The organism is Nostoc sp. ChiQUE02 (assembly GCF_034531305.2).
Lineage (GTDB): Bacteria > Cyanobacteriota > Cyanobacteriia > Cyanobacteriales > Nostocaceae > Nostoc.
In genome coordinates this window covers 269564-291679 of record NZ_JAVRBN020000007.1, presented here as the reverse complement: position 1 = coordinate 291679, position 22116 = coordinate 269564, and the positions used below count along the sequence as shown (strand labels likewise).

At 40.9% G+C, this 22116-nt stretch carries 18 protein-coding genes; 8 read left to right on the top strand and 10 right to left on the bottom strand.

Translation table 11 applies throughout. The features are described 5' to 3' along the window. Positions 1–131: 131 nt before the first annotated feature. Entirely contained in the window at positions 132–287 is a 156-nt protein-coding gene (locus tag RM347_RS10530) for a hypothetical protein (RefSeq protein WP_322716375.1), read from the top strand. Positions 288–383: 96 nt separating this feature from the next. On the opposite strand, the gene RM347_RS10525 is transcribed toward RM347_RS10530, so the two are convergent. After that, positions 384–1007, bottom strand: coding sequence for a site-2 protease family protein (locus tag RM347_RS10525; protein WP_322716374.1), 624 nt, complete (start codon positions 1005–1007; stop codon positions 384–386). Positions 1008–1530: 523 nt separating this feature from the next. Here RM347_RS10525 and RM347_RS10520 point away from each other — a divergent pair. Both RM347_RS10520 and RM347_RS10515 read left to right on the top strand, forming a co-directional pair. Further along, positions 1531–1806 (top strand): DUF485 domain-containing protein, encoded by a 276-nt coding sequence (locus tag RM347_RS10520; RefSeq protein ID WP_096536625.1) that lies wholly within the window; start codon positions 1531–1533, stop codon positions 1804–1806. 53 nt (positions 1807–1859) lie between these two features. After that, entirely contained in the window at positions 1860–3428 is a 1569-nt protein-coding gene (locus tag RM347_RS10515) for a sodium:solute symporter family transporter (protein WP_322716373.1), read from the top strand. Between the two features lie 128 nt (positions 3429–3556). On the opposite strand, the gene RM347_RS10510 is transcribed toward RM347_RS10515, so the two are convergent. Together RM347_RS10510 and RM347_RS10505 are read right to left on the bottom strand one after the other, a co-directional pair. Beyond that, positions 3557–4399: a tetratricopeptide repeat protein gene (locus RM347_RS10510; RefSeq protein ID WP_322716372.1), complete on the bottom strand. Its 843-nt coding sequence runs from the start codon at positions 4397–4399 to the stop codon at positions 3557–3559. Between the two features lie 370 nt (positions 4400–4769). Further along, complete coding sequence (locus tag RM347_RS10505) at positions 4770–5690, bottom strand: ribonuclease D (protein WP_322716371.1); 921 nt, start codon at positions 5688–5690, stop codon at positions 4770–4772. Positions 5691–6158: 468 nt separating this feature from the next. On the opposite strand from RM347_RS10505, the gene RM347_RS10500 reads away from it, so the two are divergent. Continuing rightward, the gene (locus tag RM347_RS10500) at positions 6159–6632 is read left to right on the top strand and encodes a BON domain-containing protein (RefSeq protein WP_322716370.1); all 474 of its coding nucleotides are present in this window, start codon (positions 6159–6161) and stop codon (positions 6630–6632) included. Positions 6633–6835: 203 nt separating this feature from the next. Here the strand turns inward: RM347_RS10500 and RM347_RS10495 are convergent, their stop codons facing one another. Further along, on the bottom strand, positions 6836–9013 hold the full coding sequence (locus RM347_RS10495; protein ID WP_428850541.1) for an NACHT domain-containing protein: 2178 nt from the start codon (positions 9011–9013) through the stop codon (positions 6836–6838). 230 nt (positions 9014–9243) lie between these two features. On the opposite strand from RM347_RS10495, the gene smc reads away from it, so the two are divergent. Then, complete coding sequence (smc, locus tag RM347_RS10490; protein ID WP_322716367.1) at positions 9244–12885, top strand: chromosome segregation protein SMC; 3642 nt, start codon at positions 9244–9246, stop codon at positions 12883–12885. A 63-nt stretch (positions 12886–12948) separates the two neighbouring features. Beyond that, positions 12949–13944 (top strand): PRC-barrel domain-containing protein, encoded by a 996-nt coding sequence (locus RM347_RS10485; protein ID WP_322716366.1) that lies wholly within the window; start codon positions 12949–12951, stop codon positions 13942–13944. A gap of 151 nt (positions 13945–14095) precedes the next feature. On the opposite strand, the gene RM347_RS10480 is transcribed toward RM347_RS10485, so the two are convergent. Continuing rightward, the gene (locus RM347_RS10480) at positions 14096–14251 is read right to left on the bottom strand and encodes a hypothetical protein (protein WP_322716365.1); all 156 of its coding nucleotides are present in this window, start codon (positions 14249–14251) and stop codon (positions 14096–14098) included. 55 nt (positions 14252–14306) lie between these two features. Further along, positions 14307–14540: a type II toxin-antitoxin system death-on-curing family toxin gene (locus tag RM347_RS10475; RefSeq protein ID WP_322716378.1), complete on the bottom strand. Its 234-nt coding sequence runs from the start codon at positions 14538–14540 to the stop codon at positions 14307–14309. Positions 14541–14838: 298 nt separating this feature from the next. Between RM347_RS10475 and RM347_RS10470 the strand changes: the two genes are divergently transcribed. Further along, the gene (locus RM347_RS10470) at positions 14839–16563 is read left to right on the top strand and encodes an ABC transporter ATP-binding protein (protein ID WP_322716363.1); all 1725 of its coding nucleotides are present in this window, start codon (positions 14839–14841) and stop codon (positions 16561–16563) included. Between the two features lie 56 nt (positions 16564–16619). On the opposite strand, the gene RM347_RS10465 is transcribed toward RM347_RS10470, so the two are convergent. Both RM347_RS10465 and RM347_RS10460 read right to left on the bottom strand, forming a co-directional pair. Next, positions 16620–17798: a toll/interleukin-1 receptor domain-containing protein gene (locus tag RM347_RS10465; protein WP_322716362.1), complete on the bottom strand. Its 1179-nt coding sequence runs from the start codon at positions 17796–17798 to the stop codon at positions 16620–16622. 390 nt (positions 17799–18188) lie between these two features. After that, complete coding sequence (locus RM347_RS10460; RefSeq protein ID WP_322716361.1) at positions 18189–19667, bottom strand: protein adenylyltransferase SelO; 1479 nt, start codon at positions 19665–19667, stop codon at positions 18189–18191. 122 nt (positions 19668–19789) lie between these two features. Here RM347_RS10460 and RM347_RS10455 point away from each other — a divergent pair, with 122 nt between their 5' ends. Beyond that, on the top strand, positions 19790–20467 hold the full coding sequence (locus RM347_RS10455; protein ID WP_322716360.1) for an SMI1/KNR4 family protein: 678 nt from the start codon (positions 19790–19792) through the stop codon (positions 20465–20467). A gap of 25 nt (positions 20468–20492) precedes the next feature. On the opposite strand, the gene RM347_RS10450 is transcribed toward RM347_RS10455, so the two are convergent. Together RM347_RS10450 and RM347_RS10445 are read right to left on the bottom strand one after the other, a co-directional pair. Next, positions 20493–20948, bottom strand: a complete 456-nt coding sequence (locus tag RM347_RS10450) for a hypothetical protein (protein ID WP_322716359.1) — start codon at positions 20946–20948, stop codon at positions 20493–20495. 376 nt (positions 20949–21324) lie between these two features. After that, positions 21325–21900 carry a GNAT family N-acetyltransferase gene (locus RM347_RS10445; protein WP_322716358.1) on the bottom strand — a complete coding sequence of 192 codons (576 nt, stop codon included), beginning with the start codon at positions 21898–21900 and terminating at the stop codon, positions 21325–21327. Between the last annotated feature and the right edge of the window lie 216 nt (positions 21901–22116).

The following is a 22116-nucleotide window of genomic DNA, read 5'->3' as shown; positions in this document are numbered from 1 at the left end:
GCCTGTCATCGTTTCCCTGTTGCCTATTTTTCTTCAGCAGTTATCATTCCAGTTTACCTAATTGGTGACACGCCCTAGTATTTTACATTGGTTGTACTGGAGTATTGCCAGATAATATGGAAGCAAAACCCATGACTGCTGAAGAAGCTGCTGCTAAATATCCAAATTTGCAATTCTCTAAAGATGAGCAACAAGGTACTTTGTTTGCAGTTGGTGATAGTATTATCAGTATCTATACCAAAACTGAATACTACAGCAAAAATGTAGCTATCCTAAATCATTTGTAAACAAAAAGATCCCCGACTTCTCAAAAAAGTCGGGGATTTGTGGCTTTCAATTCTCACAAATTAAATACGATTACTATATAAATAATCTATTTTTGCTTAAGAAACTGGTGATTCGCCCCCAAGTGCCGACTCGATAACTAAATTAGTAATAGCACTAAGTCCCATCCCAAATTCTGGAATTATAAATAGAAGCATCATTGCAAAAATTCCGAATTGGCTATATTGTAGTGGCTTTAGCTGAGGAAAAATTTCACTAAAAATACGAAAACCATCTAGTGGTGGAATTGGCAGCAGATTAAACAGAAATAAGGTTAAATTGATCCGAGCCGCTATGTAAAGAAATTCTCCACTCAAAAGTCCTGAAAGACTTGGATTAGAGATAAATTTCAGCATCATAATAAATAGAATGCCTAAAGCCAGATTTGATAATGGCCCAGCTGCGGATACCAAAATATTGCCTAGCTTGCCAGAGCGAAACTTAGATGGGTTGACGGGCATTTGTCCCCAAGCTATACCCATAAGACAGAGAAAGATGATTGATTCCTTACCCATGTGAACTACAGGATTTAGCGTCAGATGACCAGTTTGTTGTGGAGTGTTATCTCCCTGACTCATCGCAGCCAAGCCGTGAGCGAGTTCATGCAAGGTGATGGAGAATATGACAATTACAATGATTCTGAAAAAATAAATCGGCTCTGTGATTAGTGTTTGGATAAACATACTTTACTAAATTTTGGTAGTGCTCCATCTGTGTAATAACAAGCTCTTTATATAAATGTTATTAAAATATCTACTTAATTTGCTAGGGTGATTTTTGGTATATTTTATAAATCAAAATTTACTACTTTTATGAATATCAGTTGATTTGATAAGTTAAAAAAACATTTCATAACACTTGAAGGATTTTAAAGCCTGGTAGCAACTACGCATTTATTTTATTTTTTAGTATATAAAAATTTAATTCCTGAGCTAGCACCTGAAGGGATGAGTATAAAAAACTACTTTAGTTTTAGCGAAATTACAAATCACTGAATAGATCAGCCTGATTTGGATCTAACTGCATCTATAGTTTCTCTGACTCAAAACAGAGTTGCTATCGTCTTGTTATTTTGGTATATCGCTTTGCAAAGTTAATTTTATTACCTGATATAGCAATAGATTTACTAATATTTTTTAAGAAAATTACGCAGAAATCAGCTTCAATGAGACAATCTGACCTAATCTTCTCAACCTAAAGGAAGACATGAACGATCGCACAAAGGCTCTCCAGGCTCTCGCCGCTGAACGTTGGCGGGTATCCCTGATTCTCAGTGGAGCCATGATGTTTATTTACTTTGGCTTTATCCTATTAATCGCGTTCAATAAGCCCCTGTTGGGGTCATTAGTAGTTCCTGGTCTCAGTCTGGGAATTTTACTAGGGGCGCTGGTAATTGTCTCAGCATGGGTATTAATTTTTATCTACGTGCGTTGGGCAAATAGCAGTTACGACGACCAAATCGCCAGGCTGACACGCAAGTAAATTAGCTATTAGCAATTTCTAGTCCAAAATCCAAAATACTAAACCAAAAAAGCATGAATAGTGTGTGGTTCGGTCTGCCACTAGCGGCAGATATTACTAGTCTTGGTAAGTTTAACCCGTTGGCGATCGCTTTCTTCTTTCTGTTTGTTATAAGTTCTCTAGGCATTACCTATTGGGCGGCAAAGCTCACCAAAAATACGGCACAGTTCTATACAGCTGGCGGTAAGATCAGCGGTTTCCAAAACGGGCTGGCCCTAGCAGGAGACTTTATGAGTGCAGCCAGCTTTTTAGGTATCGCTGGGCTGGTGGCACTCAACGGCTTTGATGGCTTAATTTATTCCATCGGCTTCCTGGTGGGCTGGCCGATTGTCATGTTTCTAATTGCTGAACCACTACGTAACTTAGGTAAATATACTTTTGCCGATGTAGTGGCTTATCGCTTGCAGCAAAAACCTGTACGTATCGCCTCTGCGATTGGAACGCTCGTAGTGATTAGCTTTTACTTAATTGCCCAGATGGTAGGTGCTGGTGAGCTAATCAAACTATTGTTTGGCTTTGATTATGAATTAGCTGTGGTTATCGTCGGTTGCGTGATGATGGCTTATGTGATTTTTGGCGGGATGATTGCCACCACTTGGGTACAAATTATCAAAGCAGTTCTGTTGCTCGGCGGAACGATTTTGCTAGCTATCTTGGTACTGGCACGATTTGGCTTTAACCCGATCGCTCTTTTCGCCGCTGCATCTGAGAAGTATACAGGTGTATTAGCTCCGGGCAAACTGGTTTCTGATCCCTTGGATGCTATCTCTTTGGGGATGTCGTTGATGTTTGGCACTGCTGGACTACCCCACATCCTGATGCGTTTCTACACAGTACCCGACGCCAAAGCAGCGCGGCTTTCTGTTACTTATGCCACAGCTATTATTGGCGTTTTTTATCTCCTTACCTTCATCCTGGGCTTTGGAGCGATGGTGCTAGTAGGTCAAGATGCCATCAAGCAAATTGGTACTGGTGGTAATATGGCTGCGCCGATGTTGGCAGAATTTCTCGGTGGTGATGCTTTCTTAGGTTTTATTGCTGCCGTTTCTTTTGCGACGATTTTGGCGGTTGTCGCTGGGTTGACACTCTCAGGTGCAGCTGCATTGTCCCACGATTTGTGGGTGAACGTGGTGCGATCGGGTCATGCTGACGAGTCAGAACAGCTGAAGGTGGCTCGCGGTGCAACAATGCTTTTGGGGTTAGTGGCAATATTCCTGGGCATCTTGTTTAAAGGGCAAAACGTTGCTTATATGGTAGGTTTAGCATTTGCGATCGCTGCTAGTGCAAACTTCCCAGCGTTGCTCTTATCAATGCTTTGGCGACGCTTCACCACCAACGGTGCAGTTGCAAGTATGTTAGTCGGTACTATCTCCTCTTTAGTGCTGATTTATTTGTCACCTACTATTCAAGTAACGATTCTCAAGCACGCTTCTGCACCGTTTCCGCTGAAAAATCCTGGATTAATCAGTATCCCACTTGCGTTTATTGTGGCGATTGTCGTTTCACTATTGAGTACTGAACAGCAGGCACAGGACAAATTTGCGGAAGTTGAGGATCGCATCCACATTGGTTCTGGGCTGTGATTTTGTCAACGCACAAACAAGCGTAAACTTAAGCCCCAGCGAATGGAATTCGCGGCTACACAAACAAAGCCCACCTCCGTGGGCTAAGAGAAAATTCAGGTTTTTTAACCCACAGAAGTGGGTTTTGCCTACTGTCCAAGTTCTTTGATATTATTTGTCACTTGTTGGTATAAATCGTTGTTACCCTGACTTTGAAAAATGTTTGCTGCTTGTTCCAAGTCCTTAAGCGCTCCCTCTTTGTCTCCATTGGTGGCGCGGGCATTTCCCCGGTTATTGTAGGCAGGAGCAAAGTTACGATTGAGGCGAATGGCTTGATTGTAATCTGCGATCGCACCCTGTGGATCTCCATTGGCAGCACGAGCATTTCCTCGGTTATTGTAAGCGATCGCATATTTGGGGTTGAGGAGAATCGCTTGGTCAAGATCATCTAGTGCCCCTTTTTTGTCTCCATTGGTGGCGCGGGCGTTTCCTCGGTTATTGTAGGCTTCGGCATAGTTGGGATTTAGGCGAATCGCTTCACTGTAATCTTTAACTGCTTCTCTATTGTTTCCTAGTGAGGCGCGGGCATTCCCCAGGTTATTGTAGGCTTCGGCGTCGTTAGGGTTGATGCGAAGGGCTTGATTGTAATCTGCGATCGCTTTTTCCTTGTCTCCCAAATCAAAATAGGCTAGTCCCCGGCCGTTGTAGGCAGCGCCATATTGAGAATTTTGACTAATTGCCTTACTATAGGAAGCGATCGCAGCTTGTAAATCGCCGTTTAAATGCTGATTCTTTCCCTGAAGATAGAATTCCCCACCAATGGAAGCTGTAGCTGAACGACGGCTAGGTTGACTGACTCCTATTTCTGTCACCAACACATTGTCATTCTTACTACAAGAAACACTGCTAATTGCGGTCAATGTAGTAAAAATAGCTAGGGTAAATATTTGATTTACCCTTGTTCGCTTTTGCCCAAATAAACGCCGTCTCATAAGTTAGTATAAACTGCCATAACGCCTGAACGAAATTAGTATCAAAATCTAGATTTTAATTCTTTAACTCAATAGTTATTCTATCTTTTGATAAACATTTAAAGTTAATTGACAAATTTACCTGATATTAAATAAATTTATTTAATAGTTATCTTAAGGAAAAAATCTGATCCAGAAAGTATAAAAATTGTCAATTTGGCTCTTTGCTATTGTCATCTGTGTGCTTCTCGACAATGAATTTATGAGTAGTAAACTACTGTTGGTCATGTTTTTTAGGATACTTTTTGAAAAAATATATTTGAAATATTAAGATTTCTTCTTTAGAAGAAATCCATACATTCATTCTGGCATTTGTAGCTATATGGACAATTTACTCATCTTCTCTTTCGCTCTCTTTATTTTTGGGAGTTAGCCGCCAAGAGGTGGTTTTGTCAATATCTACAGACAGTTGTTCCAGATTTTGCCCTAAATCTTTTTGGAGTTTCTGAGTTAGTGCGATCGGAAAATCTAAATTAATACCTTCACTTTGTGCTAGCCTTGCCAATTCTGTAAAAGTAGCTTTGATTGTAGTACGCTCATAACTAGTCAGCTTGTAATTATAAGTTTCAGATATATTTTGAGCTTGCATAGCTTTTTTCATGCGTTCTTGCAAATGCTCAAATTCTGAATTCAACAACTTCCATTGCTGCTCAAGTTGCGAGTATCTGGTACTTAGTGATATTAAGTCTTCCGTTGCCGAGTCGGGGCTGGCTTGGGCTTGTAAACCTAACAAATTTGAGTGGATTTGAGCAAGATAAATACAGTCTAGGTAAGCATACTCTATCTGTTCTTCAGTCAAGGGGCGTTTTCCCCAATCGCTTTCTTGTTCTTGTTTGTCAATATTGTTAAAGCTACAAAGTGCAGTAGCTATGGTTTTAAGTTGATAGTTAGGTAATGGCAAAAGATAGTAGGGAATTTTTTTTGCCATTTCCAAGGTGCAAGTAATATTTTTGGCTTTCTTATTACCGAGAAGCTTTAGATCGTAACTGGCGTTGTGAAAAACTTTTTCAATGGCAGAATTTATCATAATTTCTTCAATAAATTCAGCTATAATATTAGGCTGATCTAAGACATCTAAAAGATAGACGCGATCGCCACTCATGTCTTTGGGATTATCTAATACCTGAATCAGCGATAGTCGGGGATTACGACTTTTATAGTCAGCCACTTCTGTATCTATCCACAGCGTTTTAGCATTGGTATATTCAGCGACAATGGCACTAATTTCGCGGGCGGAAGTAAGGTACGGCATTGGCTAATATTTCCTGATATTTAGGGCATTGTAAGCAAGCCATAGTTTTCTAAAGTAACATTTTGTTGGTAATTTTGCTGGCACAGGATTGCAAAAACGCTGAAGTTTTGAGTTGCATAGGCTTAGACATCGCCAAACTGACTTAAATCTGATAATATCGATTCACTACTAGTAAGGCTGCATAGTCTACCATTGAAAGAGCTACTCAGCATCTACAATTTCTAGAGAGCTACAGACTGTATGCAGAGGCATCGTGGTTAGCAACCGTAAAGAAAATTGAATTGGCGTTTGTCAGAAATGGCTGCAAAATCTTAGCCTCCAGAAATCGTCCAAGTTTCAATTTTCAGTAACCTGAGTATTTGCTTGGGAACTTTTGCTACTTCAAATTTAATTGCTTTTTAACATCTGCTCCTCACAATCACACACACCTTAATTAATCGCTTCCAGTATTCAATTCGGAGATAGATAATGAAAAAGCTAATTCTATTGCTAGTTAGTGGCATTTTGGTAGTTGGTACTTTTGGCTGCCAAGAAGCTCCTAAAACTGGTTCAGAAACTCCTAGTACTACTAATCAAGCCGCTCAAGCACCAGCAACACCAGCCTCTCAGATAAATCAAACTGCGGATAGAACTACTGCCAAAATTCCAGCAAAAGAAACGGCTCCTTTAGCAGCTAGCACAGGCACTAAAGTTAAAACCGATTCTGAAAAAACGGCAGCAACAAAAGCTAAGAGCAACTTAAAAACTGAAGTTAGCGAAAAGTTGAATAAAGGCTTACCAGGCAATAAGTTACAAGTTGAAAACAAAGAAGGTGAAATTATCCTCAAAGGCACAGCGGCTTCTGTTGAAGAACTCAAAAAAGCTGAAACCTTGGCGAAGGAAGTTCAAGGTGTGAAGACAGTGAAGGTAGAAGCAAAAGTTGAAGCTGTGAAAAAGCCATAGGGCAATAGCCGAGTTTCAGTTAACATTGGCATGAAAGCTAAACAGGATTTACATATACGTAAGTCCTGTTTTTTATTTGAGCAAATAGAGTTAAGGAATGTTCATACCACTCTATTGACTTTATAAACCTATGGCAAATAGTTGACTGAAAAATGGTTCCAGCCTACTTGATTGGACTTCAGCTATGAGAGATGAACTTCGAACTACATACTTGCAAAATGCTCTTGTAATAAATCGTGGATGAACTGATAGCGTCCGCCAACTTGTTGAATCAATCGCCGTTCAGCAGCGTAGCTTAAAAAATGGGCATAATTCCAAGGAATTGACCGATTGTGCCACAGAATTAGACGCATAGCAAAATGTTGAATACAGGCAATTCCGCCAAAAAAGATACCGAAAATTATTGCTATAAAAATTCCATATAATAGTGCCTCGAATGACTCAATCTTCAGACCCAATAACAGACTACGCATTGCATATATTAACATCCCAAAAGGTAAAAGTAGCACCATGAAAAAAATAGCATGTTTTGCAGATGAATAAATAGCTTTATTGGGGTAATCAATAATTTTTAGTTCATCGCCTATCAGCCCAAAAACTAGCCCAAAAATTAACCCGACAAGCAAGCCAACAAATAGTCCAACAAATAGTCCAATAAGCAGCCCATAAATTAATCCAATAAACAGCCAGGTAGTCAGCCAAACTATCGAACCTAAAAATATACCAAAACGTGTATTTCCCCAAGACCAACTAAGAGTTTCAATCGGTGCTATATCATTTTCTACTGAACTAAAAATAGGTGCAAAAAGTAGCCCAAACATCGCACCGACAAATAGCCCATAAATTCTTCCATCAATTAGCAAAACCATTAAACCACAAATTAGAGATATAATAATTTGAACTAGGATAAAATACCAGATTTCTTGACTAAATGAGTCTAAATAGTCTGGCTGTATTTTTTCAATAAAAAACTCTTTTTGTTTCTGCTTATTCAATGTTTTAGCTAGCCATTTTAACCAAGTTTTAATATCTTCATGTTTATAACCTTTGCTGTCATGAGATTCTTCCAATCGGTGTTTAATATAAGCATCAAACAACTCCTTACGGCATTGTTTTTGATATGCTTGGCGTTCATCAGCAGAATTAAAGTGTTTACCTTTTTTCACCAAACCTTCTGGATAAGCAACCGGAATAAGATGCAAAAATAGCGGTATCTTTGCCAACACACCTAAATCTTCAGGGTCGTCTTTAATGGGTTGCCATAAATGGGAATACCCAACCCGTCGCAGATAATTTTGGATATGGATTGGTGTCAGTGGTTGCAAATAGACTGCTCCCCGCAACTGCCCCAAAATTGCCTCACCCTTGATATACTCTTCTTGACGGCAGCAGACAACTAACGGCAATAGACTAGAGTTGTTTTGCAGAAAGTCATTTATCCGCTCAATACACTTTTTTTGACGGGGTAATCCCAATTCATCCAAACCATCCAGCAGCGGTAAAAGTTTATCTGTGTCCAACCAGTGACGAGAAATTGCTTCCGGGACGTTATAGCGAAATTTCAAATCTGATATCAACCAGCCGCCGAGCGCTTGTTTATCATCTTTCCAGCTAGAAAGCTCAAATAACACTGGAATGGGGCAATCTGGTTGCTGCACGGCACGTTCAATTAAATCTCTAGCCAATTCCAGCAACATCCTAGTTTTCCCTGAACCAGGATCGCCCAAAATTAGCAATCTCCCTGCAATATCTGTCTGCTCGAAAATTTCAATGATTCGTTTGCCTTGTTCTAACTCAGTGTCTGACTTGCTAAAGATTATGAGCCTTAGCTGCTGTCTTACCCACATCCACGGCGATGATGGATTACTTTTGATTGTCAACGATTGCGCCGATCGCCCTACCATATCTTGCCGATTTTCCATCTGCAACCGAATTATTTCCTCATTGTGCAGTGAGTCACGCAGCCTTGCTACCACATAAATTTTCATTGCCTTGAGCAACTCCCGCCGCCAATGATCTGGCGTTTTCAGTCCTGTTGTACCATTAACAGTCCCGCCACTTTCCCCCCGTGTCTGCCACAACATCACAAATAGCTGGAGTGTATGCCAAGCCAAAAACATTAAAGCCACACTGCCAATAGTCAGAAACAAAACCCTCAATACATCACTTTTATCGCCAACGTCTTTCCACCCGCCGATAATCCCAGTCAAGACTACAACCTCAATCGTCAGCTTGAAAATTAAAGTATTTCTACCGGGGAAATCTCGAATTGCTGGCCACTGGTTAATTAAGTAACCCGCAACTGCTGCTAATAAACCCGTCAACAGCAGCGTGATAAGAGGATTGTTGAGCATTTTTATAACTAAAATCAGATGGCTCACAGATGATTCAAACTATACCAACTGATTCCCCTTGGTGCCTAAACTCTCCTTATCTTGGGAAAACTCTGATGCTGCCAAACCAACTATTCAGACTCTTCGCTGTGCCTAGAGCGATCGCGTGCGATAAGCCGCTACGCACCTACGATAATCCCTAATTTTACCCCTACCCTCTTGCGGATTTTTAATTAGTTGATACACTTGTTCTTCATTAGCCCAGCGAACCAGCGCCTATGGTGCACATCAAGCGCGTGGAACTTACGAACTTCAAATCCTTCGGTGGCACTACCTCAGTCCCTTTGCTACCGGGGTGTACTGTCATATCTGGGCCAAATGGTTCGGGTAAATCGAATATTCTAGATGCGCTGCTATTTTGCCTGGGACTCTCCAGTTCTAAGGGAATGCGAGCCGATCGCTTGCCAGATTTGGTAAATAATACTCAAACGGCTAAAGGACGTGCTTCTATTGAGGCTAGCGTCACGGTGACGTTTGATTTGTCAGATGAAATCTCACACAAAGACGCAAAGGCGCAGAGTGAGGAAGCAGGGGAAGCAGAGGAGGCAGGGGAAGCAGGGGAAGAAAATCCAAAATCCAAAATCCAAAATCCAAAATCGGGAGAGTGGAGCGTTACTAGAAGGCTGCGAGTCACTCACCAAGGGACTTACACATCGAATTACTATATCAATGGTGAAGCTTGCACGTTGACAGAATTGCATGGGCAACTAAGTAACCTGCGGGTTTATCCTGAAGGCTACAACGTTGTGCTGCAAGGGGATGTCACCAGCATTATCTCGATGAATGCGCGGGAACGGCGGGAAATTATTGATGAATTGGCTGGGGTGGCGGCGTTCGATCGCAAAATCATCCAAGCCAAATCAACTTTAGATGAAGTGAAGGAAAAGGAAGATAGCTGTCGGATTATTGAGACGGAATTAACTGCACAGCGCGATCGCCTTTCCCAAGATCGTGCTAAAGCTGAGAAATATCAAAAACTCCGCACGGAATTTCTGGCTAAACAATCCTGGGAAGCTGTTTTATCATGGCGATCGCTACAAGCACAACAAGAAAAGTTAGTTCACGAAATTCAAACAGGCGATCGCAATTTTAGTGAACTCACTACCCAACTCACAAACCTAAATTCCGAAATCGTCCAAAAAACTGCTGAACTGGAACAACTCAATGCCCATGTGAAAGCATTGGGAGAAGAGGAACTTTTGGCGGTGCAATCTACCCTCGCCACCCAAGAAGCAGAACGGAAACAACTCCAGCGTCAGATCGCGGAATTAGAAACAGCTTCCCAAGAAACTGCTAAACGTCTCACTCAAACTCAGCAAGAAATTCAAAAACACCGACATTCCCTAGAAGAAATTGCCGAAACCCAAATTGTAGAGACGCGATTCATCGCGTCTTCCCAACACCAAAGGAATGAAGCCCACCAAGCTCTAGAAACCTCCCGCGAAGCAGCCGCAGAAATCGCCTCAGCTTCGGAAGCATGGGTGCAGCAACAAACGGCATTCAATCGTCAAATTGAAACTCTGTTGCATACTCTAGAACCGCAACGCACAGAAAAAGCACAACTCACAGAACGGAATAATCAGTTACAGCAATTAATTTCAGAACAAACCCAGTTAATTGAACGCGACGAACCGCTATTAGCTCAAAAACAAACTGACTGTAATCAAGTTGAAACGGAATTTAACGCCTCTAGCGAACCCATCCAGAATTTAGCCCAAAATCTCTCAGCCACAGAACAAGAACTGCAAATCCAACAGGAAACCCAAAAACGGTTACTTTCTGAACAACGAGAAAAACAACGCCAGTTGGATAAAATAGAGGCGCAAGCGCAAGCACAGCAAGAAGTCCAAGGAACCCAAGCGAGTAAAGTCATTTTACAATCGGGAATGCCTGGACTTTGTGGCTTAGTTGTGCAATTAGGAAAGGTGGAACCTCGCCATCAGCTAGCCTTGGAAATGGCTGCCGGTGGACGCTTGGGACATATTGTGGTGGAAGATGATGGTGTAGCAGCAGCGGGTATTGAATTGCTCAAACAGAAGCGTGCAGGGAGGGCTACTTTTTTACCGCTAAATAAAATTCATGCTCCCAAATTTACTCAAGATGCAACACTGCGTTTCGCTAGCGGCTTCGTTAACTATGCTGTTAACTTAGTCGATTGCGATCGCCGTTACAAAGATGTATTCAGCTATGTTTTCGGTAACACAGTAGTATTTGCCAGCCTTGAGGCGGCGCGGAAAAACTTAGGACTGTATCGCATTGTCACCTTAGACGGGGAATTGTTAGAAACCAGCGGTGCAATGACTGGTGGTAGTAACAGCAATCGTTCAGCCTTGCGGTTTGGCAATGCGGAAGCAGCAGAATCAGATGAAGCGATCGCTTTAAGAAGTCGCTTAGTGGACATTGAGCGAGTTTTAGAGCGTTGTACTGAAGCGATCGCCACTTTGTCAACCAGAACCAAAAAACTCACCCAGGAACTAACCGAAGCGCGTCAAGCGCGGCGCGAACAGCAGTTGCAATTGGAACAGTTGCAGAAAGATATTAAGAATTTAACAGGGCAATTAGAGGGGACGCGATCGCAACTCACCCAAAACAGCGAAAAGTTAGCCACTGCTCAATCTAGATTGGAAATTTTGGAGCGGGAATTACCTGGGCAAGAAACTCAATTGCAACAATTGCGACACGCTTTAGCCGAGTTAGAATCATCCCAAACCCCCAGTGAATGGCAACAAATCCAGGCAACAATTAAAATCCAAGAGCAACAATTGCAACAACGAGAGGCGGCGTTACGCGAAGCTGAACAAAGATTAAAAAATTTGGAAAATCAGCAACAACGTTTGCAAGAGAAAATCCAAGAAGCAGAGACACGCATCGCAGAATACGAAACCCAAAAAACCTCTTGTAGAGACGCGATTCATCGCGTCTCCACACAAATCACAACGATAGACGACCAAATCACCCAAACCCGTTTATCGTTGAGTCAAATGGAGCAAAATTTGGGAGAAGAGAAACAAAAACGCGACGCTACAGAACAAGAAGTGCGATCGCATCTTTTGCGCCAACAACAATTGGAATGGGAAATAGAAAAACTCAAAGAAACCCAAGAGAAACGGCGAGAAGAATTAGTCGCTTTGCAAAGTCAGTTGCGGGATGTGGGAGCAGAATTACCAAATCCCTTGCCGGAAGTTCCAGATAAGGTAGATCTGGAAGAATTGCAGAAAGAATTGCGATCGCTTACCAAACGCTTACAGGCAATGGAACCTGTTAATATGCTGGCGTTGGAAGAATACGAACGCACCCAAAACCGTCTCCAAGAACTGACGCAAAAATTAGAGACGCTAGAAGGGGAACGCACCGAACTACTTTTGCGGATCGAAAACTTTACCACATTGCGGCAACTTGCCTTTAAAGAAGCTTTCGATGCTGTCAACGAAAACTTTCAATCGATTTTTGCCATTCTTTCAGACGGCGACGGCTATTTGCAACTCGAAAATCCTGAAGATCCCTTTAGTAGCGGACTGAATTTAGTCGCGCACCCCAAAGGCAAACCCGTACAACGCCTAGCTTCCATGTCTGGGGGAGAAAAATCACTCACAGCATTGAGCTTTATCTTTGCCCTGCAACGCTACCGCCCATCGCCCTTTTACGCCTTTGACGAAGTAGATATGTTCTTAGATGGAGCAAACGTAGAGCGATTAGCTAGAATGATTAAGCAACAGTCACAACAAGCGCAATTTATAGTTGTGAGTTTGCGTCGTCCGATGATAGAATCAGCCGAACGCACAATTGGCGTTACTCAAGCACGAGGAGCTTACACTCAAGTTTTGGGGATTAAGTTACAATCATCCAATACATCTGCTTGAGTTTTTGTTAATAATAGTGTATAGATAAACCAAACCGGATTCGAGATCAGGACTCGGTATAGAATGACCTCTGAACAGATAATTAGGCGTTCCGACATATTAAATACCCAGGTGATTACCCGCGACAACGGCAAGCGGCTAGGCATCATCAGTCAAGTCTGGGTTGATATTGATCAACGAGAGGTTGTGGCTCTTGGTTTGCGAGACAGCCTGATCTCTATTTCGGGCATACCGCGCTATATGTACCTCAACAACATCAGCCAGATTGGTGATGTCATCCTAGTTGATAACGAAGATGTAATTGAAGATATCGAAGTTGAATCTCTCAGTAATCTGATTAACTGGGAAGTAATTACAGAAACAGGTGAAGTACTAGGTAAAGTTCGGGGCTTCAAGTTCAACGGCGAAACCGGGAAGCTTAACTCCATAGTTATCGCTTCTTTAGGATTACCCCAAATTCCCGATCAATTTGTGAGTACTTACGAGTTCTCAGTAGATGAAATTGTCAGCACTGGCCCCAATCGGTTGATTGTGTTTGAAGGAGCCGAAGAACGAGTAAACCAGTTGACAGTTGGTTTACTAGAGCGTTTGGGTATCGGTAAAGCGCCGTGGGAGAGGGATGCAGAAGAAGAATATGGCTATACTCCACCACGTACAATTGCACCACCCAGTCAACTGCCTAGTGGAGTGCCATTGCAGCCACCCAGGCAAAAAGTTCGCGCCCCCGAACCCGTAGCGCGGGAAGAGGAATGGAATGAAGACTATGTGGAAGAAGAAAGGCCACAGCGTCAGGTAATGAAGGCGCGGCAGTATGAATCTATTCAATACGAAGAAGATGAGGAAGAAGATAACTGGAGCGAAGCAACGGGCAGCGACAGGTATCAACAACCGCAACCGCTAAAGTATGAAGCCCAGCCCTATAACAAGCCTTATGTTGATGAATACGATGATTATGACGATGTAGACGGCGATGCTTGGGAAGATGCGCCGAAGCCCGTGAATATTCCTAAGAAAGTCAAAGAAAGACAGCCAGAATACGAAGAAGAAGGCGGATATTAAGTAATTCGTAATTTGTAATTGGTAATTTAAGCCGGAAATTACCAATTATTTCTCAGATAAGTTCAGCCCCCTCCTTGCTTGCAAGGAGGGGGCTAAATTTTTAGGATAAGTGAGGGGCAAAAGGGTGATGAGCGAGGTTGTGGAGAATGCGTTATTGGCTCAGGGTAGATAGATATTCAATTCGATCCTGGTATTCATCCTCAAACCAGGGTGAAATCACAGCTATGACAAACCAACCAGATATACAGGTTACAAACAGCGATCGCAGTAGTGTATAATGCTGACGCTTTCCCTGCACGGAGTGCATTCATGAACTACGGGATGAGTCGGTGACTTAAGGAAAGCAGATAATCGCAAGGACGTTAAATAAGGGTTGTTATGTAATTTTTCAATATACCAGGCAGTTCTTCCTTGCTGATTTCATGCGTAACTACCTGTACCGTTAATTTCTCAGCTTCTTCTTCTGTTATTTCAATATCGTAATCATTAGCATTTAAAAAAGTTACCATAGCAGCAAAAGCAGTGCGTTTGTTACCTTGCTCAAAAGCATGATTGCAGGCTATGTGAAATAGGTATGCAGATGCCTGTTCATAAATCGTGGGATGTAAATACTATCCCCAGTAAGTTGCTTGAGGCGAGTAAAGAGCAGAGTCCAGCAAGCCTTCATTAATTATGTTTGACGACTCGCCAGTTTCACTGACGAGTTCATCACGTATACGGATTACGTCTTCTTTCACAAGAAATTTAGGATGCTTTAAAGTCACTGATAGAAGAATACCGGGAAACTCTATGATGAACGCTAAAACAGTTTGTAACTAATTAGTTAAGTGTTCAGAAACTCACCAAAAACTGCTAGCGTCAAACAAAGGAAAATATCGTTGTGGATCTTCGAGCTTGAAAACGCGTTCTAATTACTGGCAACTGCTGCCTTATATCCGACTCCAGTGGCAAACTATCACCAAGGGACTTATTGGGATCTTGGGATACGTACTGGCGACATTAGTGTTGATCAATCTCGCCGGTAAATTGGCAACTCCCTTTGCAGAAGGTAATGTAGTAGCGATCGCTCAAATAACTGGCAGCTGTGCCTTAGTCTTTCTTGTCAGAGGATTGTTTCAGTCTATACAAGATATGTACATGGCGAAAGCTTCTTTGAGAGTTGCTTTTCATCTCCGTCAGCAAGTCTACGCCCATCTGCAAAAGCTAAATCTTAGCTATTTTGAAACGGCAAAAGCAGGTGATTTATCTTACCGTCTCACGGAAGATGTTGACCGGGTTGGTGAAGTGGTAAATAAAGTATTTCATGACTTTATCCCCTGCATTTTGCAGTTGCTGGCAATTCCGATTTACATGATTTATCTGAATTGGCAACTGACACTAGCAACGGTGATAGTTGCACCACTGATGGGTATTTTAGTCGGTTGGTTTGGTGAACGGTTACGCAAGTATTCCTTAAAAAGTCAAAATCGCGTGTCAGGGTTATCAGCCATCCTTGCGGAAGTTTTCAACGGTATTCGTTTGGTACAAGCTTTTGCTGCCGAAAATTACGAAATCGCCCGGTTTGGCTATGAAGCAGAACGCAGTCTGAAAGCAAAATACTCAGCCGAACGCCTCAAAGCAATTCAAATTCCCATTGTGGGATTTCTGGAAGCCTTAAGTGCATTATCGTTACTGATTGTGGGAGCGTGGCAAATTTCCCAAAATAACTTAACAGTGGCGAATTTTTTCAGTTATTTGGCGGCAGCGGCGCTATTAATTGATCCCATTGGTCACACTACTAATAATTACAACGAATTTAAGCAGGGTGAAGCATCTGTTGACCGTGTTTTTGAATTGACGGCAATTCAGCCGACGGTGACAGAAAAGATTAATGCGATCGCTCTTCCTCCAGTCAAGGGCAAAGTAGAATATTGTCATATTTCTTTTGCCTATAAACCAGGTGAACCTGTATTAAAAGATATCAGTTTATTGGTATCGCCAGGTGAAGCGATCGCACTTGTGGGTGCTTCTGGTGCTGGTAAAACCACATTTGTGAACCTTCTCCCCCGTTTTTACGACCCCGAAACTGGACAAATATTCATTGACAATGTTGATATTCGAGATGTCAAGCTGCACAGTCTGCGGCGACAAATTGGGATTGTTCCTCAAGAAACCATCATGTTTTCGGGGACAATTGCCCAAAATATCGCTTTTGGACAAGACGTTTTTGACATAAAAGCAGTTAAAGAAGCGGCGAAAATTGCTAATGCCCATCAGTTTATTAGCCAACTGCCAGAAGGTTATCAGACTTGGGTAGGTGAGCGTGGGGTAAACTTATCTGGTGGACAAAGACAAAGAATTGCGATCGCTCGTGCTGTTCTCCTCAATCCCCAAATTCTGATTCTTGATGAAGCGACATCAGCATTAGATTCTGAGTCAGAAGCGCTGGTACAGGAAGCGTTGGAAAGATTGATGGAAAAACGGACAGTATTTATTATTGCTCACCGTTTATCGACAGTTAGAAGGTGCGATCGTATTTTAGTTCTCGAACAGGGACAAATTGTCGAATCGGGAACCCATGAAGAATTATTAGCCTTAGAGCGTCGCTATGCGCGGTTTTATGCTCAACAGTTTAGTTAGCTACGAACTTTAGTCATACGGAAAAATTAGCGATTGACAAACCCTTAAAATGTCCTTTATGGATTTAGCATAATTTTTGCAAAAATAATTTCGTTCACAATATCCATGACATCATTTACTACATCTTCTGCTGTTGATGGGTCATTGATATATTGATTCAGTGACTTGAATTTTTCTGGTGATATATTTCCCATTAATTTACTATCCCAATTTGCCAGCATTTCGTCGAACACTTTTTTGGCATCACCATCAGTGCATACAATAGGAATCACCGGAATTTTTTCTTGTTTAGCATATAGATAAGTCTCATAAGTTCCGCCAGCACCTCCCAGAAGAATAACTAAATCTGAATGTTGCAAACAATCAAGCCATTCATTAATACCTGATTCGGTGTGTTCGACTTTTCCACCCTTAAATGCAGGTTCTTTTCCTCGCGGAACAACGTGGGTTAATTTATCGGTTAGGCGGATATTTTTTTGCGCGATTTTTTCAGCAAACTTATCAGCTACAACATAATCTACTCCCTGCCATCCACCTGTTATCAAGTTATAGTTATATTCTGCTATTTTTTCACCAAGCTTTTGAGCGCACCAATTGATTTCATTAGGAATATTAAAGTCTCCTGTTCCGGCAACTAAAATGCTCTTTTTGCTTCTGAGTTGAACAGCATCATTTCTAATAGCATCAGTAAGCTGATTGATAAATTCATTAAAGTTATTAGATGGATCAATGCTTAATTTATCCGAGATCAAAAACATGAATTCATCAATTTTTTGGGAAATTTCTATAATTTTTTCAGCAACATCATGCATTGCTGAATCTTCATGAAAAGATAGTTCTGAACCGATTAGTTGTTTTAGTTTTTCTTTCTGTTGCTTCCAGTATTTTATGTACTCGCTCTTACCTTCTTTGGTATATATATTGGCATCTTGTAAAACAACTGGAAAAACTTTTTGCTCATAATCCTTGTATTTCATGATTTTAACAGCTTCAAACATACAGTATTCCGATCGCAAATATTTGTCGCTGACAACAACAATCACATAGTTACCACGCCCGATTTCCTGCATGAAGTTATGTATACTCTTGCCTAGTGTTAAGTAGTTGCGATCGCGAATTAAGTTGTAACGTTCAGAAATAAGTACTGCACAAATTTTATCGACTAATTCTTCGCGTTGACTGCCTAATTCACTCTTGTTATCTTTCCATGCGTATGATATGTATATCTGATTCATTTTTTAAGATTTTCTTAGATGCTACAAAAGTTTGGAAACAATTGGGCGAATAGAATTTGCTACTACACAAACATAGACGCCTAAAGGCTTTCCGTAGGGTAGTCTACATAGTGGATTTAAAAATAACCCGTACAAAAACTTTGGAGTTTAGTCTGTGTAGCTGTAATTTATAATCGCCAAGGCTGAATAAAATTTTACTTTTAGATTTAACAAATAACCTACGTATTTTTTCGTAATTCAATTAGGATTGCTATATCTATATAATTAATTTCAAAATTATTTGTAGAGACGTTGCAATACAACGTCTCTTATTAGATTATTAATCGTGTCGAGCACAGGAGATTTAATCTCAATAAGTCTGTAGCTATGAAGAAAATAGTTGTAACTCGACTATTTTCTAGATTGAATTTGCTGGACTAAATCATAAAAAGGTTGCCAATTGTCTTCTTGAGCAATTGCTTCCCAAATAGATTCAATCACAGGTCTTAATAACGCCGTTTTGGGATTATGAACAGCTAGAGTTTGGGCAATTACGTCGATGCGTAAGTGTAGCCCGTCGTAGACATCGCTATCAAAATCATTCAAAATTTTATGGTATAGTATGCACCAATCATCAAAAATTCCTGACGCACCCGGTACTGGTACAATATCTGAATTATTCATTACAAAACCTGGTTCATCTCGCCATTTAGATGAAAAAGTGCGAGCCATCTCATAAAAGAATTGGTGATAACCAACTTGGCTCTCTTTTAAAAATTCAATCGTTAGATTCAAGAGTTCTTGAGCTTGTGGATGTTGCAACTCCACAAAACCCAACTTTTTCAACATCAAAGAACTGTATTCAGCTTGATAATACTCATCAAATTTGGCTAATCCAGTCTCCATATCACCTTTATCAATAATCGCCTTTAAAGGTTCCTGGAGCATTTGTAGATTCAACTGGCAAATACTTGGTTGGTGGCTGTAACAGTAGCGTCCAGAATAGTCAAAATATGCAGCTACAAAGTAGGGGTTATAAGTAGGAATAAATGCATAAGGCCCATAATCAAAACTCTCTCCCGTAATCGACATATTGTCAGTATTCAGGACTGCATGACAAAAGCCAGCCGCCATCCACTGTGCTACTAGTTCTGCAACCCGTTTAACTAATTCGGCGTAAAACAGGGCATATTTATCTTCTTCAGCATTTAAGTGTCGATAATACTGCTCAATTACGTGGTCTAATAACTTCTTAGTTAAATCTGGACGCTGGAAATAGTGCAGTCGCTCAAAAGTGCCAAACCGAATATGAGAACTGCTCATTCTAATCATCACAGATGAACGGGTAGGCGAAGGTTCATCGCCCCGCCAGAGGGGTAAACCTGTTTCAATCATGCTCAGACAGCGCGAGGTACGTACACCCAAGTAGTGCAGTGCTTCCGCAGCCAGAACTTCCCGCACCCCACCTTTAAGCGTGAGCATACCATCGCCACCACGGGAGTAGGGTGTCCTTCCAGAACCTTTAGTGCCAAAATCATACAATTCGCCATCATTGGCGCGTACTTGCCCGTAGAGAAAGCCTCTACCATCACCCAACTGTCCGTTATATTCACCAAATTGATAGCCGTGATAACGCAGTGCCAACAAGGGTTTGCGCCCCTGAAATTGGCCAAAGGCTGTGATGAAATCTTCGTCTTTGACTACTTGGGGGTCTAGACCGAAACGGGGTAATAGTTCATCGTTACGCCAACGCAAGATGTGTTGGGGAAATTCCGCCGCTGCAACCTCGTCGTAGTAGTCGCCGCCTAGAGATTCTAAGGCGCTTTCGTAGTTGAGGGTGAGAAAAGGATTGCTAGAATTCTTGTAGTTTGGAGTTTCAGCCAGAGTCATTACGAGCAAAGCTTAATTCATTCTTCCCTTAATACTACCTCTGGCTTCAGCATCAGCATAGACGCAAAAAGCGACCCATATCTAAAATATGGCAGCGCCATCATCAAAATCTAGAGCGGATAATGAATAAAGTTTTGCAATTAAAGAAAAAATTAACTCAATTAGCTATTTTAGACGCTACATTTGAGGTTTTTGGCTCAGAATCACACCAATATCAATTCAAACCTTGCTTGAGTAACCAAGATATTCAAGTGTTTGAATCCAGATACAATGTTACATTACCAAGTGAATATCGAAACTTTCTCTTAGAAATTGGTAATGGTGGTGCGGGGCCAGGATACGGCTTATCCGGATTGTTGGGAATTGAAAATGAAGATGTCATCCCAGAAAAACTATACCAAGAGAACTATGAAATTCTCTCTAAACCATTTCCTTTGACAGAAGCATGGAATGATTTAGATTTGATTGTCAAGAATAATACGGGTTTTGTTGCCAACAATGATGCCTACTTCGACGATAAATTTATCCAGGGCACTCTCACCATTACAAATTATGGTTGTGGAATTTATGCGATGTTAGTTATTACCGGGGAGCAGTCAGGAAATATCTGGATAGATGACCGTACTAATGATAATGGAATATATCCTGCTTCTTTGAGTTTTTGTCATGCTTTCCATGACACCAGCCCTGATGATTTTCATCCAGATAGTGATGAGGAGCAGCCTTTGAGTTTTTATGATTGGTATGAAGACTGGCTTAACCGAAGTTTGGATCAAATCCGCCAGTCTTCAGAAACTTAACCTTGATTAAATAAACCTGAGCTTTTTATTTTTTAATTGGTTGCGATGTTGGTGGAGTAACTGCTGTTGGATTTGATGTTGCTTGTGATACCTGTGAAGATAGAATTTTTTTCACTTGCAGGTTATAAGTTTGCAAAATTGATTGAACTTGTTGTTGTTGATCTTTATTTAGATCCAAAGTTTTTAATACTATTCTGATTCGCTGACGGGATTGCAGTGATGCCTTAAATTTAGCAGCTTGGGAGGGGTTTAATAGAGCCTCAATATCCTTATCTCTTTGCTGGCGAGCAACTTGGATTTGTAGGCGCTGTTGCTTTGTGAGTTTGATTGGTTGGTGTGATGTAGGACTAATCTGAGTTTTTAAGACTGGTGTAGTGGTGGAATTTGGACCTGGTGCTGCCAAGACAATTCCGTGTAAGATGGCAGTAAAAGCAAAGATAGTAGAAAAGATAGATAAATGCTTTGTAGAATTAATGGACATTTTGAAAAACTCCTCAAACATTTAATAAAATTGCACACATCGGCTCAAGTGAACCTTGATACATAAGCCAGATAGCGAACAACCATTACTATTGCATTTGCCTGTGGATTTGTTGTGTATTTATTATGAACTTTCTATGAATATATAAATATTTACAACTGAGATATTATGCTTATTTAGACTCATATATTGTACTGTTATCAATAGCTGTAGAGTAGGCAATCATCACAAAGTAAAAATAAGTTTGAGCGAAGTTTAAGTATTTATTCTCATCCACAAAATGCCTAAGTTGCGTTCAGTAATAGTATTTTTAATAAAGTTAAAAAGTAAAATAGTGGATAAATAAAATATTATTAAAATTTATTGTCAGCCATTTTTAAAATTTAGGTGCTCGCCAATTAGGATTAATGAGACTTGTCATAATATGATCTTCCCATTGCCCATTAATTAACAAATAGTCTCTAGCATATCCTTCAACGACAAAACCGAGTCTTTTGAGTACATTGCCACTGCGCCGATTGTGAGGCATATAATTAGCCATGATCCGGTGAAAATTTAACTCTTGAAATAGATATTGAGTCGCGACTTTTAGCCCTTCTGTCATATAGCCTTTACCTTGTTTTCTTTCAGCAAGACTATACCCCACATAGCAAAAATGAGCGGCTCCTCGAACAAAATTACTAAAATTGACTGTTCCAATAATTACATTTGGATTTTTTTTGGTAAAAATAAATAGTTTTAACGATTGCCCATTGATAAATTCCAGAAAACTATTCTCTATCTGATACTGCCAATATTCTTCAGTGAAAAAACCATCAGCCCAAAGAGGGTAAAATGGAGTGAGATAAGTTTTATTATCAGTGAAGTATTTGATAATTTGGGGTATATCTTCATGGATCGCTGCTCGTAATAATAGGCGATCGCTTGTAATTAGTGGCAGTTCTGATATCATAAACTACTTAATCGATGGGTTCTCTTCCCAGAACATTCTCTAGATTTTGTAAATTCTCTCATACCTGCGCTTTAACAGTAGTGAGATTAGCTGTATTATTATGTACCAATTTGGTTAATCAGTGTGTAAGTACGGGTGTTTTGCCAAAAACGCCATGCTTTCGCTTTACTTCCAGTAGATAGAGTGAGTATTTTTGCTGTGATTCTGCCATTTAAC

What these genes read in the sequence shown, in the direction of transcription:
- RM347_RS10530 (WP_322716375.1), top strand. Translation starts at nt 132, where the DNA reads ATGACTGCTGAAGAAGCTGCTGCTAAATATCCAAATTTGCAATTCTCT.
- RM347_RS10525 (WP_322716374.1), bottom strand. Translation starts at nt 1,007, where the DNA reads ATGTTTATCCAAACACTAATCACAGAGCCGATTTATTTTTTCAGAATC.
- RM347_RS10520 (WP_096536625.1), top strand. Translation starts at nt 1,531, where the DNA reads ATGAACGATCGCACAAAGGCTCTCCAGGCTCTCGCCGCTGAACGTTGG.
- RM347_RS10515 (WP_322716373.1), top strand. Translation starts at nt 1,860, where the DNA reads ATGAATAGTGTGTGGTTCGGTCTGCCACTAGCGGCAGATATTACTAGT.
- RM347_RS10510 (WP_322716372.1), bottom strand. Translation starts at nt 4,399, where the DNA reads ATGAGACGGCGTTTATTTGGGCAAAAGCGAACAAGGGTAAATCAAATA.
- RM347_RS10505 (WP_322716371.1), bottom strand. Translation starts at nt 5,690, where the DNA reads ATGCCGTACCTTACTTCCGCCCGCGAAATTAGTGCCATTGTCGCTGAA.
- RM347_RS10500 (WP_322716370.1), top strand. Translation starts at nt 6,159, where the DNA reads ATGAAAAAGCTAATTCTATTGCTAGTTAGTGGCATTTTGGTAGTTGGT.
- smc (WP_322716367.1), top strand. Translation starts at nt 9,244, where the DNA reads ATGGTGCACATCAAGCGCGTGGAACTTACGAACTTCAAATCCTTCGGT.
- RM347_RS10485 (WP_322716366.1), top strand. Translation starts at nt 12,949, where the DNA reads ATGACCTCTGAACAGATAATTAGGCGTTCCGACATATTAAATACCCAG.
- RM347_RS10480 (WP_322716365.1), bottom strand. Translation starts at nt 14,251, where the DNA reads ATGCACTCCGTGCAGGGAAAGCGTCAGCATTATACACTACTGCGATCG.
- RM347_RS10465 (WP_322716362.1), bottom strand. Translation starts at nt 17,798, where the DNA reads ATGAATCAGATATACATATCATACGCATGGAAAGATAACAAGAGTGAA.
- RM347_RS10460 (WP_322716361.1), bottom strand. Translation starts at nt 19,667, where the DNA reads ATGACTCTGGCTGAAACTCCAAACTACAAGAATTCTAGCAATCCTTTT.
- RM347_RS10455 (WP_322716360.1), top strand. Translation starts at nt 19,790, where the DNA reads ATGAATAAAGTTTTGCAATTAAAGAAAAAATTAACTCAATTAGCTATT.
- RM347_RS10450 (WP_322716359.1), bottom strand. Translation starts at nt 20,948, where the DNA reads ATGTCCATTAATTCTACAAAGCATTTATCTATCTTTTCTACTATCTTT.
- RM347_RS10445 (WP_322716358.1), bottom strand. Translation starts at nt 21,900, where the DNA reads ATGATATCAGAACTGCCACTAATTACAAGCGATCGCCTATTATTACGA.